A 12,582-nucleotide genomic window follows, 5' to 3' on the forward strand; every position below is an offset into this window, starting at 1 on the left:
GCTAACTAATTTATAGAAATTATAATGTACAAATAAAACTAACAATTCTAAATTTATTTAGTCAATTTAAGTACAAAAACGATTAACTACTTATCCTCGATTAAAGAGACTAGAACTCGTTTTTCTATTAATTAACTAGCTTGTATTATTGACCTTTCATTGTATATTTTATATTTTTATCTTGATTTTAATGAAAAACTTGAATGTTACTGGAGATTTTTTTATAGTTTTTGATTCAACAGTTATATTGCTAGCGTTCCGATTAATTTAACAATAGCATAAAAAAAGAGCTTATCGATATGAGTAATCAAGCAGTAAACGTTGAAATTTTAGGTAAACTAACCCGAGTAAGCTGTCCATCTGGGCAAGAAGATTCTCTTATTGAAGCTGCAAAAGATTTAGACAATAGATTGAAAGAAATGATAAAACGTACTAAAGTGACTAATGAGGTACAGCTTTTAACTTTTGCAGCTTTGAATGTTTGCTATGAATTACAGGAAAACAATAAAATTAAAGAACGAATAAAATTACTGGCAAAATCATTAGAAAATGCGCTTTGTAAAGTAAACCTGGCGCAATAAAATTCATAGTTATGATTCTCATTTATGAGGATGTTAACTGTTTCAGGTTAGTTAGACTATGTCTTCACGTCAAAATCTAAGGAAACAAATTCGTTTTAAACGTAATCTACTATGCAAAAATGAGCAATATCAAGCAAGCTTTAATCTGCTTGCTCGTTTTTTAACCTTACCAGAATTAATTCATTGCCAGCATATCGCTTTATATATTTCGTTTGATGGTGAAATAGATACGACTCCACTTGTGAAATGGCTTTGGCAAAATAAGAAACAAACTTATTTACCTGTGATACATCCTTTTCTTGAAGGTCATCTGCTTTTTCTATCTTATGAAAAAGATACATTAATGACTAAAAATAGATATGGAATTCTAGAGCCAAAACTTAAAAAAAAATTTATAAGACCAATAAATCAATTAGACCTTATTTGTACTCCATTAGTTAGCTTTAATGCATTGGGTTATAGGATTGGTATGGGGGGCGGTTATTACGACAGAACATTTAAAGCTGCTAAAATAAAAGATGTTTCACCAACATTAATTGGACTTGCTTATGATTTTCAGTATAGCAATAAACTTTCAATAGAATCCTGGGATATGCCCTTAACTAAAATAGTGACACCAAGCCAAATCTGGCAATGTAAGCCCTAGATTAATCTAGCCACAATGCTAAACTCATTCATCATCTAATTTTAGAACTATGTAGATTACCGTTCACATTAGAAATTAGGAGAATGAGCATGACACAAGATGAAATGAAAAAATCAGCTGCTGTAGCAGCATTAAAGTACGTAGAAGAAGGCAGCATAATCGGAATTGGCACAGGTTCTACAGTTAATTACTTCATTGATGCTTTAGCTTCAGTTAAGGATAAAATTAAAGGGGCTGTATCGAGCTCTAATATCTCCACTAAAAAGTTAAAATCTTTAGGAATCAAAGTATTTGATTGTAATGACGTTATTAAGTTAAATACTTATATTGATAGTGCAGATGAAATTAACCCAAGCTTTGATATGATTAAGGGAGGTGGAGCAGCATTAACTCGAGAAAAAATTATCTCAGCTATTTCAGAAACATTTGTTTGTATTGTCGATAAAACTAAGCTAGTTAATATTCTTGGCAATTTCCCCCTTCCAGTTGAAATCATTCCTATGGCTCGTTCCTACGTCGCACGCCAATTATTAAAACTTGGTGGAGATCCAGTATACCGAGCAGGAACAATTACTGATAACAATAATGTTATTGTTGATGTATACAATCTCAAAATTAATGATGCAAAATCACTAGAAAATCAAATTAATGCTATAACAGGTGTTGTAACAGTAGGACTATTTGCTAACCGAGGTGCAGATATAATTATTACCGGTACACCTGAAGGTGTACAAATTAAAAGTTTAGCAATAAAAAAAATAAATACTACTTCCTATCAGTAATATTTAAATAAACATTAGTTTTTATTAAAAATAGGAGAATTGTAGTCATCGGTTACTATTATTACTATTAGGTAACGTAAAGAGTCCATCTACAATTAATTTTGGGAACTAATTTGAAAAATTTATCGATAGTACCTTTCAAAAAGTTGACTCATAGTCAATTCTTCTTGATTGTACTTTTATAATAAGTAGCACCTAACAATTCATTAGTTAATAAAACGAATTTAGCAGTAATGGAAAGATTCAGAAAGATCAACTATTTAATCATCTTTAGAAGATGTAAAAAAATAATTCACTCTTTACGTGAGATACAACGCATAGACTCATTTATAATCTGAGAAAGAATATCTCGAATAAATTGAGGAGAAAGACCTAGTTTTATTGCTTCATCAGAACGTTCTTTAAGAATAAATGCTTCTCTATCTGGTGAATAAAATGGTAATCCGTATTTATGCTTAAATCTACAGATCTTTTTTACCAAAAAAAAACGTTTTGAAAGCAAATTCAAAACTTGTTGATCAATGGTATCTATTTGATTACGCAATTTGTTTAGTTCAACAATCATAATAATTCCTTATGCAATAGCTATACTTAAAAATAAAAAGTAAACACATAATTTACGAATGTCAAAACAAATATCAACGATAAAGAAGACAGGCTATTTGCTATCATTTAAATTATCGGGGTTCCAATTCTTTAGGTAATTCAAAAAATACAGTTTCTTTACAACCTGAAAGTTGTTCAGTAACAAATTCTCCTGAGATTTTAATACGTTCAACAATTTGGTCTACTAATTCCTGAGGTGCAGAAGCTCCAGCTGTAACCCCAACTTTAAGTTTACCTTTAAGCCATTCTAATTTAATATTTTCTGGACAATCAACTAAATAACTAGGTATACCCAAATTTTCCGCAATTTCTTTAAGACGAGTAGAATTAGAAGAATTGTTAGAACCAACAACAATAACTAAATCAGTGTAACTAGCAAGCTTATGTACAGCATCTTGCCGATTCTGAGTAGCATAACAAATATCATCCTTTTTAGGGCCTTGAATATTTGGAAAAATACGATTTAATTCATTAATAATCTCTTTCGTTTCATTTACAGATAAAGTAGTTTGAGTAACATAGCAAAGATTATTTGGATCTTTTATCTTACTCTTTAAGAACTTTTTTATATCTGAAAGTACTTCTATCAAATATATACCACCAATATGACTAGTATAGTGACCCATCGTACCCTGAACTTCAGGATGACCAGAGTGTCCAATTAATACAATCTCCATATGTTTACGGCTTGCACGAGCAACTTCCATATGAACCTTTTTTACTAATGGACAAGTGGCATCAAATACTGTTAACGATTGTTCTTTTGCTTTCTTACGTACTGTCTTTGAAACACCATGAGCTGAGAAAACGACGACACTGTTATTAGGTACTTCGTTCAACTCTTCAACAAAAATAGCACCACGCTGTTTTAAATCATCTACCACAAAACGATTGTGAACTATCTCATGACGAACATAAACTGGGGCCTGATATATCTCCAACGCACATTTAACTATATTAACAGCGCGCTCAACGCCAGCACAAAATCCACGCGGATTAGCTAACACAATTTTCATTTAAATGATTCTCCTTTCTTAAAAGAGAATTAACTTAATAGTAAGGTAACTAATAACTTTTCTTAAAAGAATCTAATAAAATTATTATAATAACACCAATAAAAATGCATGAATCAGCAAAATTAAATGCTGGCCAATGGTAATTTCCTAAATAAAAATAAAGGTAATCCACTACAAAACCATGAATACAGCGATCTAACAAATTACCTAATGCACCGCCAATAATTAATGAATAAGCAATATTATTCCATTTGCTTTGATTAAAAAAAACTACCCAATAAATTAATATGATTATTATTATTAAAGCACTACCAATAAATAACCAACGCTGCCAACCATTTTGATCACTTAAAAAACCAAATGCAGCACCATAATTATGAATATAAAGAAAATCAAAAAATGGGAAAATCTCAACACGATTTTCCCAACCATATCCCATATTATCCATGATAAAAAATTTAATACTAATATCAACCAGAAATACTAAAATTGACAAACATAACCAGGAAATACCAGACTGTTTTCGTCTAAATCTTCCTTGATTCATCCTTTCCTCCAAAAATATTCTAATTAAAACTTTCACCTTTAATGATAAAGTCTTAATCAGGCAAATCGACGAATTTCTCCTTTACCATGCATATTAGATATACAGCGAACACATATTTTCTCATATCCTTTTACGCTACCAACATCAGATACATAATGCCAACATCGATCACATTTTTTAGCTTTTGTTCTAACTACTTTAATAAATAAATTAGCAACTTCTGTTGCTTGAGCAGTATCAGTTTTTTCAGCAATATTTTTTACTTTAGCTTTAGATGTTAATAAAACAAAACGTAACTCACTTTTAAGTTTATTAAGCCTATTAGCTAACGAATCATCAGTATATAAGGTAATTTCTGCTTGCAATGCACTACCAATAATTTTCTTTCTACGAGCATCCTCTAACAGTTTATTTACCTCTGAACGAACTATCTGAATTTCATCCCAAAAATCGTGATTTAATTCTTCTTCTTCTGAAAGATCAAATAACTTTTCATACCATTCACCAGTAAAAACAAACTTATCACGTACACCAGGCATTTCATTCCAAATTTCATCAGCCGTGAATGACATGATTGGTGCTATCCAACGAACGAGTGCTTCTACAGCATAATACAGTGTAGTTTGACAACTTCTTTGAGCATGTCCTCCACTTTTTGCAGTATATTGACGATCTTTAATGATATCTAAATAAAATGAACCCATTTCAATAGAACAAAAATGCATTAAACATTGAGTGACCCTATGAATATCATACTTATCATAAGCTTTAATAATCTCTTTTTGTGAAGCAAATACTCGTGCAACAGCCCAACGATCAAGTGCAACCATATTACCTGAAGAAATTAAATCTGTTTCAGGATTAAAACCATTTAAGTTAGCTAAAAAAAACCGGGCCGTATTACGAATACGACGATAGGTATCGGAAGATTGCTTTAAAATTTCATTAGAAATAGTTACTAAACCAGTATAATCTGTTGACGCAACCCATAAACGAAGAATATCGGCACCTAACTTATTAATCATATCTTTAGGAGAAACAACGTTGCCAAGAGATTTAGACATTTTACGTCCATGGTTATCTACAACAAAACCATGAGTTAAAACAGCCTTATATGGAGCTTTATTTTTCATAGCGAGTGATGAAATTAAAGAAGATTGGAACCAACCACGATGTTGATCAGAACCTTCTAAATAAAGATCTGCTTTCTTTCTATCATATCCTTCACGAATATCAATAATAGAATAATGTGTTACCCCTGAATCAAACCAAACATCCAATGTATCAAATGTTTTTTCATAATTCTTTGCATCGTTAACAGTTAAAAAATCTGAAGTATCAAGATCCCACCACGCTTGAATACCATTTTTTTCAACTAATTTTGCAATTTGTTCTATAAAATAAGAAGTATTTGGATGGAGCTCTTCTGTCTCTTTATGAACAAAAAAAGCAATTGGAACTCCCCAAATACGTTGACGAGAAATACACCACTCCGGGCGCTCTTCAATCATTCCTGCAATACGATTTTCTCCCCATTTAGGTAACCAATGAACATTTTTAATTTCTTGGAGCATTTTTTCACGCAAGCTAGTTTTATCCATTGAAATAAACCATTGCTTAGTTGCCCGAAAAATAATTGGTGTATTATGACGCCAACAATGTGGATAACTATGCTTATGAGGAGAATAACTCAATAGTGCGTTATGTTTTTCTAGTATATCGAGAATTACATTATCTGATTTAAAAATATGATGACCAGCCAATAACTCAGTATCAGGCAAGTAAATACCATCTGAACCTACTGGATTTGAAATTTCTAAATTATAATTTTTTGCAACAATAAAGTCTTCTTGACCATGGCCTGGAGCTGTATGGACAATACCTGTACCCGAATCAATTGTGACATGATTCCCAAATACAACAGGAACAGTAAAATTATAAAATGGATGCTTAAACTTAAAAAATTTTAAACTCTCTCCCTTAACAATACCAAGAGTATAAAAATGTTTGATATTAGAATGCTTCATTACTTCTATTAAAAGCTCAGAAGCGATAATGAGACGCTGTGCTGGGTGCGTTTTATATGCTTCAATTTGAATAAGGGAATATTCTATCTCAGCACACAAACAAACTGCTCGATTTGCTGGTAATGTCCATAAAGTAGTCGTCCATATAACAATTGAAATATTACCTCGACCAGAATGATGTCTTATTAAAGAAAACTTTTTAATTAGCTTTTCTTCATTTTCTGCCAAAAATTTAACATATACAGAAGAGGATACTTTATTTTTATACTCTACTTCTGCTTCAGCAAGAGCTGAACGACAACTTGTACACCAAAGAACTGGTTTAAATCCTTTTAATACATGACCGTTTTTAGAAATTTTCCCTAATGCACGAATTATATTTGCTTCAGTGGAAAAATCCATTGTTTTATATGGATTATCCCAATCTCCTAGAATACCAAGACGCTTAAAACTATTTTTTTGCACATTAATTTGATCAGATGCATATTGACGACATTGTTTACGAAATTCAGCTGAAGTTATTTTTTTACCTAACTTTTTTAATTTTTTTTCTACAAATAATTCAATTGGTAAACCATGACAATCCCAACCAGGAATATATGGGGCATCAAAACCAGAAAGAGTTTTAGACTTAATAATAATATCTTTAAGAATCTTATTAAGAGCATGACCGACATGAATATCGCCATTAGCATAAGGAGGACCATCATGCAATATAAAAGATTTTTTCCCTTTTTTCGCTTTACGAATTTCAGAATAAAGATCTTTTTCATTCCAACGTTTTAGCATTTCTGGTTCACGATTAGCAAGATTTCCACGCATTGCAAACCTTGTTTTGGGTAAATTCAAGGTATCTTTATAATTACTCATTAATCCTAATCCGTTGTCAAAAATTATAAAAATGACATCAATTGATCAAAATAAATAAATTAACTAACTTGTTAAGTGGCTAAAAAACCAACTTCTAGCTAATTTAGCATCTAATTCTATTTGTTTTTTAAGCAATTTAAATGAACTAAATTTTTGTTCATTTCTGATCTTATGTAAAAAAAACACTTCTAAGTAATTACCATAAAAATCGTCATAAAAATCAAATATATGTACTTCTAATTGCCGGGAAAGAGCATTAATAGTTGGTCTATTTCCTATATTAGCAACACCATTAACACTTTGTTTTCGTAAACCTAAAACATGTACAACATAAACACCAGAAATAGGAACTACAAAACGTTTTAATGGAATATTAGCTGTAGGAAAACCAATAGTACGACCTAACTTTTGGCCATGAGAAACACGTCCACTAATGCTATATTTTCTTCCAAGCATTTGACTAGCCTGACTGAGCTTACCATGTGCTAAAGCAGAACGAATGGAAGTGCTACTGATTCGAGAATATTTAAAATGAAAACTTTTAGTGCTAATAACCTGAAAAGCATGATTTTCTCCTGCTTTTTTAAGCATGGAAAAATTTCCCATCCGATCTCTGCCAAAACAGAAATCATCGCCTAAAATTAAAAGTTTAACATCTAACCTAGAAACTAAAAAATCAAGGATAAAGGATTCCGCTGACAAATTTGCAAAATATTTATTAAAATGTATACACAATACATAATCCAACCCAAATTTACTCAATTGAATAAACTTATCTCGAAATCGAGTTAATCGAGCAGGGGATTGATTTTCAGAGAAAAATTCTAATGGTTGAGGCTCAAAAATCATTACAATTGAAGGTAAGTTTAAAATTTTTGCATGCTTAACTAATTGATTTAGAACATAACGATGTCCCAAATGGACACCATCAAAATTACCTATGGTTAATACGCAACTTTTATGTTGCACTTTAATATTTTTAATACCTCGGATTAGTTCCATTAAAAACCTTACTATTTCAGTTTAGCATTATAGCAATAGCGCAACATAAATACAGGCTAATTATACATTCTATCAATTTTTTAAGTTGTTATACTTTTAAAATCTTTCAAGCGTATACCAAGAAAAAAAATACTTACTAAGTAAGAAAAAATACCTAATATTATCAATATACATAAACTAACTACTCTATCAAAAATATGTAAAGTTAACCAAATTGATATATCATCAAGTTGATAAAATAGTATTATTCCCATAAAACAGCTAGCCAAGATTATCTTACAAATTAAGAATACAGTTTGTTTTGTTAATTGGTAAACACCTTGCAGATATAATCCTTTATATAAAAGAAACATATTGACAAAAGCGGATAAAGCAGTAGAAATTGCTAATCCTAAATAACCATAAAACCAAGAAAGTATCAAATTTAATATAATATTGAACAACATAGATATTATACCGTACTTTACTGGTGCTCTAGTATTCTGCCTACTATAATATCCAGAAGCAAATACTTTAATTAACATACAATTAATTAAACCAGATGAATATGCTAATAGTGATAGAGATGTATTATGAACATCATTTAAAGTAAATTCTCCGCGCATAAATAAAACAATTAACAAAGGCTTAGAAAGAACCATTAATCCTAACATAGCAGGAACACCAAACAAAGTTACCATTCGAACTCCCCAATCTACCGTACTAGTAAAGATTTTACTTTGAGAGTTTAGATAACTTCTCGATAAAGTAGGCAAAATAATTGTTGCAATAGCAACACCAAATAATCCTAATGGAAATTCAAATAAACGATTTGCATAATACATCCAACTAATTGACCCGGTAGATAAAAAACTTGCAATTAAAGTATCAAACAATAAATTTATTTGACTTACAGATACTCCAAATAAAGCCGGAATCATTAAAGTCCTAATCTGGATTAAACCTGGATAGTTCCAATTCCATTTAGGTTTAACAAGTAATTTTTCTTTTATAAGAAAAGGAAGTTGAAATAAACACTGGAAAAGTCCACCACAAAATATCCCAATTGCCAAACCAATTTCAGGTTGATCCATATTTGGGGAAACAAACCATGCAAATCCTATAAGAATAACATTTAAAAAAACTGGAGTAAAAGCAGAAACAGAAAATTTCCCCATAGTATTAAGAATAGCTCCAGATAAAGCAACGAAGGTAATAAACCATAGATAAGGAAAAGTAATTTTGAGCATACAATTTGCTAATTCGAATTTTTTAGCTTCAGGACCATCAGTTAGCCAATCTATAAACCAACCTATTCCAAATAAAGCCGTTAATATGCTAGATCCTAAGACTCCAAAAATCGTAACGATTAAAACAATTAAGCCTAATGTTCCGGATGTTACTGAAATTAATTCACGAGTTTTTTTTATATTATTATATTTATAGTATTCAGTTAAAATAGGGATAAAAGCTTGTGAAAAAGCTCCTTCTGCAAATAAACGACGTAAAAAGTTAGGAATTTTATTAGCAAAAAAAAATACATCTGCATTCATACTAGATCCAACTAAACTAGCTATCACTATATCACGCATAACTCCTAATATACGGGAAATTAAAGTCATTGTACTAACTATAATTCCAGATTTTAAAAGATGTTTGCTCATAGTAAACCTCAATAAAAATTTATTTTATTCTATGTTTTCTGATAGATGTAATGATAAAAAAATAAAGTATTAGTACTAACATTAAAATACTGATATAATGATCGGATGTTGATTTCTAGATGGCTTATCCTACTACTAGGAGTTAGAATAGTTCTCTGGAATATGTTTGATAAAAAGGATTGATTAAAATCATTTTTATATTTTATCCCTAAACTAGTTTTTTTTGGAGTTTAATACATTGGCAAATAATAAATCTGCTAAAAAACGTGCAATTCAATCTGAAAAGCATCGTCGCCATAATGCAAGCCGCCGTTCTTTTATGCGTACTCATATTAAAAAAACTACTGCTGCTATTAAGACTGGCAATAAGGAAGCTGCAGAAATTGCACTTTCTAAGGTAATCCCTATATTAGATCGAATGGCTACTAAGGGTCTTATTCATAAAAATAAGGCTGCTCGTCATAAATCACGTTTTTCAGCTGCAGTTAAATTAATGGCAGTATAATTATTTCTATACTAAAAAGTCCATTATTAATAATTAATTAGACAGTTTCTTTTCAAACAGAGAAGGGGTATTTGATCGGTCCATAACTCTTATAGTCTTTAATCCAAAAGTCATCTAATGTTACCCAAGTTTCTAGATCTTCTAGGGAATTGATATCTTGGTTAATGTGAAAAGTTGCAGGTTTTAGGGGTATACGCTTCAATTGAATTTCTTTCATTAATTTTAGTTGATCTTCATATATGTGAGCATTTACAATTTTATGATATGCCATACCTGCCTTTTTATTAGTAATTTTTGCTATAATCTTTAAAAAAGCATATACCTGGACCATATTGAATGTTAATCCAATTGGGACATCGCATGAACGTTGTGTGCTATTTAAATGTAAAGTATTACCCAATAATGAAAAATGGTGACTATACATGCAAGGCCTTAAACATCCCATGTGGAATTCACCAGGATTATAAAAAGAAAGAATCTCTCCACGATCATCAATTCCTAGCAATAAATCATTCACTATATTTCGCATCTGATCAATATAACCACCATCATACTTCCATCTACGTCCTTGTACACCGTATACCCTACCCATATCATCTTTTCCCTTGCGATATGGACTATTTAACCACACTTTATTTAAATTTGCATTAGCATCCCAAGTTTTAGTGCCTAATTTTCGAAAATCTTCTGCATTATCATAACCACGGATATACCCAATTAATTCAGCGATTGCTGGTTTCCAAAAACCTCTTCGAGTAGTTACAAGAGGGAATTGATTATTAGCTACATCATAACTAAGATCTGCATTTATGACAGTAAGACAACGTTTCCCTGTACGTTTATTTATAATCCAAACACCATTATCAACAATACGTTGACATAGCTCTAAGTACTGTTTCACTTAATTAAACCTGTTGCTTTCTAAAAAATATATAAGAATACAATATTATTAATATCCCAATAATAAACATAGGTAAAGATAAAATCTGTCCCATTGTAGTATATCCAAAAAATAAACCTAAATGTTCATCAGGTTCACGAAAATATTCAATAAAAAATCGAAATGTAGCATATCCTACTAAAAATAATCCTGATACAGAACCCACAGGAGGTGTTTTTTTAGTAAACCAATTGATTATTAAAAATAATACTAAACCCTCAAGAAAAAATTCATATAATTGAGAAGGATGGCGAGGGAGATTGCCTCCATTGGGAAAAATAATAGCCCAAGGTACGTCAGTTACTCTTCCCCACAACTCACTATTAATAAAATTACCGATACGGCCCATTCCTAAACCAAATGGAACTAGTGGAGCAACAAAATCTGCTACACTCCAAAAATTACATTTATTTTTTTTAGAATACCAAAATATTGCACTAATAACTCCTAATAAACCACCATGAAAAGACATTCCTCCCATCCATATTTTAAAAATGTATAAAGGATTATTAAGAAAGAAATTAAATTTATAAAATAGAACATAACCAATACGACCCCCTAAAATAGCTGAAATAAAACTAATAAACAATAGATCAGATATTTGATCAGAAGTCCAATCGATATCTAAGCAACGTACACGATATTTAGCAAAGCAGATAGCAAATATAAAACCAACTAGGTACATTAATCCATACCAACGTATCGAAAATGGACCAAGAGAAAATAATATAGGGTCAAGATTAGGAAATACTAAAAAACTTTCATACATTAAAGAATTTTCCTTTACTACTGGGCAGTAATAATTTAAAAATAGCTTATAAAAGAGCACTTAATGTAAAGTATTTTTAAAAAAATCTAAAGCACTAGCATCAAGTTATTAAAATTCTTATCAATTACTGTATTTTTTATTTTTAAAAGGCATTGCTATTCTAGAAAATTCTTTCATTGCACGTCGATATACATCTCGTTTAAAAGAAACTACCTGCCTTACTGGATACCAATAACTTACCCATCTCCAACCATCAAATTCAGGAACATTTCCCAGTTGCATATTAATGCGTGATTCATCACAATCGAGAATTAACAAAAACCATTTTTGTTTTTGTCCAATACAAATAGGTTTTGAATTCCATCTTACCAATCTTTTTGGTAGTTTATATCGTAACCAATAACGACTACTTGCTACAATTTTTACATCTCTTTTTTTTAATCCTAGCTCCTCATAAAGTTCTCTATACATTGCCTGTTCAGCAGTTTCTCCTTTATGAATTCCACCTTGAGGAAACTGCCACGAATGTTGCTTATATCTTTTAGCCCAGCAAACCTGGCTATGATTATTATAAATTACAATTCCTACATTTAAGCGGTAACCATTATTGTCTATCACTAAACAAACCTCAAATAAAATTACAACTGA

General features: G+C 30.8%; 13 protein-coding genes. 4 read left to right on the forward strand and 9 right to left on the reverse strand.

Annotated elements, in window-relative coordinates; translation table 11 throughout:
• Positions 1-299 precede the first annotated feature (299 nt).
• From zapA to rpiA, 3 genes are all read left to right on the forward strand, one after another.
• Positions 300-581 (forward strand): cell division protein ZapA, encoded by a 282-nt coding sequence (gene zapA, locus CF66_RS04515; RefSeq protein WP_016503942.1) that lies wholly within the window; start codon positions 300-302, stop codon positions 579-581.
• A gap of 58 nt (positions 582-639) precedes the next feature.
• Positions 640-1,227 (forward strand): 5-formyltetrahydrofolate cyclo-ligase, encoded by a 588-nt coding sequence (locus CF66_RS04520; protein ID WP_034411858.1) that lies wholly within the window; start codon positions 640-642, stop codon positions 1,225-1,227.
• 89 nt (positions 1,228-1,316) lie between these two features.
• On the forward strand, positions 1,317-2,009 hold the full coding sequence (gene rpiA / locus CF66_RS04525; protein ID WP_052541680.1) for a ribose-5-phosphate isomerase RpiA: 693 nt from the start codon (positions 1,317-1,319) through the stop codon (positions 2,007-2,009).
• Between the two features lie 292 nt (positions 2,010-2,301).
• Here rpiA and CF66_RS04530 read toward each other — a convergent pair whose 3' ends face one another.
• The 6 genes from CF66_RS04530 to murJ all read right to left on the reverse strand — a co-directional run bounded on the left by CF66_RS04530 (position 2,302) and on the right by murJ (position 9,720).
• Positions 2,302-2,574, reverse strand: a complete 273-nt coding sequence (locus tag CF66_RS04530; protein ID WP_016503939.1) for a chorismate mutase — start codon at positions 2,572-2,574, stop codon at positions 2,302-2,304.
• Between the two features lie 112 nt (positions 2,575-2,686).
• On the reverse strand, positions 2,687-3,631 hold the full coding sequence (gene ispH / locus CF66_RS04535) for a 4-hydroxy-3-methylbut-2-enyl diphosphate reductase (protein ID WP_034411859.1): 945 nt from the start codon (positions 3,629-3,631) through the stop codon (positions 2,687-2,689).
• Between the two features lie 49 nt (positions 3,632-3,680).
• On the reverse strand, positions 3,681-4,178 hold the full coding sequence (gene lspA, locus CF66_RS04540) for a signal peptidase II (protein WP_016503937.1): 498 nt from the start codon (positions 4,176-4,178) through the stop codon (positions 3,681-3,683).
• A gap of 56 nt (positions 4,179-4,234) precedes the next feature.
• Complete coding sequence (ileS, locus tag CF66_RS04545; RefSeq protein WP_034411860.1) at positions 4,235-7,075, reverse strand: isoleucine--tRNA ligase; 2,841 nt, start codon at positions 7,073-7,075, stop codon at positions 4,235-4,237.
• Between the two features lie 63 nt (positions 7,076-7,138).
• Positions 7,139-8,077, reverse strand: a complete 939-nt coding sequence (gene ribF / locus CF66_RS04550) for a bifunctional riboflavin kinase/FAD synthetase (RefSeq protein WP_016503935.1) — start codon at positions 8,075-8,077, stop codon at positions 7,139-7,141.
• An 80-nt stretch (positions 8,078-8,157) separates the two neighbouring features.
• Positions 8,158-9,720: a murein biosynthesis integral membrane protein MurJ gene (murJ, locus tag CF66_RS04555; RefSeq protein WP_034411861.1), complete on the reverse strand. Its 1,563-nt coding sequence runs from the start codon at positions 9,718-9,720 to the stop codon at positions 8,158-8,160.
• 238 nt (positions 9,721-9,958) lie between these two features.
• Here murJ and rpsT point away from each other — a divergent pair, with 238 nt between their 5' ends.
• Positions 9,959-10,225 (forward strand): 30S ribosomal protein S20, encoded by a 267-nt coding sequence (gene rpsT, locus CF66_RS04560; RefSeq protein ID WP_016503933.1) that lies wholly within the window; start codon positions 9,959-9,961, stop codon positions 10,223-10,225.
• 52 nt (positions 10,226-10,277) lie between these two features.
• On the opposite strand, the gene CF66_RS04565 is transcribed toward rpsT, so the two are convergent.
• The 3 genes from CF66_RS04565 to rppH all read right to left on the reverse strand — a co-directional run bounded on the left by CF66_RS04565 (position 10,278) and on the right by rppH (position 12,552).
• Complete coding sequence (locus tag CF66_RS04565) at positions 10,278-11,126, reverse strand: thymidylate synthase (protein WP_016503932.1); 849 nt, start codon at positions 11,124-11,126, stop codon at positions 10,278-10,280.
• A 4-nt stretch (positions 11,127-11,130) separates the two neighbouring features.
• Positions 11,131-11,934, reverse strand: coding sequence for a prolipoprotein diacylglyceryl transferase (lgt, locus tag CF66_RS04570; RefSeq protein ID WP_016503931.1), 804 nt, complete (start codon positions 11,932-11,934; stop codon positions 11,131-11,133).
• 120 nt (positions 11,935-12,054) lie between these two features.
• Positions 12,055-12,552 carry an RNA pyrophosphohydrolase gene (gene rppH / locus CF66_RS04575; RefSeq protein WP_016503930.1) on the reverse strand — a complete coding sequence of 166 codons (498 nt, stop codon included), beginning with the start codon at positions 12,550-12,552 and terminating at the stop codon, positions 12,055-12,057.
• Positions 12,553-12,582 lie beyond the last annotated feature (30 nt).

The organism is Candidatus Photodesmus anomalopis (assembly GCF_000731785.2).
Classification (GTDB): domain Bacteria; phylum Pseudomonadota; class Gammaproteobacteria; order Enterobacterales; family Vibrionaceae; genus Vibrio; species Vibrio anomalopis.

Excerpts from the sequence above, each read along its gene's own strand:
- zapA (WP_016503942.1), top strand. The coding sequence starts at position 300 with ATGAGTAATCAAGCAGTAAACGTTGAAATTTTAGGTAAACTAACCCGA.
- CF66_RS04520 (WP_034411858.1), top strand. The coding sequence starts at position 640 with ATGTCTTCACGTCAAAATCTAAGGAAACAAATTCGTTTTAAACGTAAT.
- rpiA (WP_052541680.1), top strand. The coding sequence starts at position 1,317 with ATGACACAAGATGAAATGAAAAAATCAGCTGCTGTAGCAGCATTAAAG.
- CF66_RS04530 (WP_016503939.1), bottom strand. The coding sequence starts at position 2,574 with ATGATTGTTGAACTAAACAAATTGCGTAATCAAATAGATACCATTGAT.
- ispH (WP_034411859.1), bottom strand. The coding sequence starts at position 3,631 with ATGAAAATTGTGTTAGCTAATCCGCGTGGATTTTGTGCTGGCGTTGAG.
- lspA (WP_016503937.1), bottom strand. The coding sequence starts at position 4,178 with ATGAATCAAGGAAGATTTAGACGAAAACAGTCTGGTATTTCCTGGTTA.
- ileS (WP_034411860.1), bottom strand. The coding sequence starts at position 7,075 with ATGAGTAATTATAAAGATACCTTGAATTTACCCAAAACAAGGTTTGCA.
- ribF (WP_016503935.1), bottom strand. The coding sequence starts at position 8,077 with ATGGAACTAATCCGAGGTATTAAAAATATTAAAGTGCAACATAAAAGT.
- murJ (WP_034411861.1), bottom strand. The coding sequence starts at position 9,720 with ATGAGCAAACATCTTTTAAAATCTGGAATTATAGTTAGTACAATGACT.
- lgt (WP_016503931.1), bottom strand. The coding sequence starts at position 11,934 with ATGTATGAAAGTTTTTTAGTATTTCCTAATCTTGACCCTATATTATTT.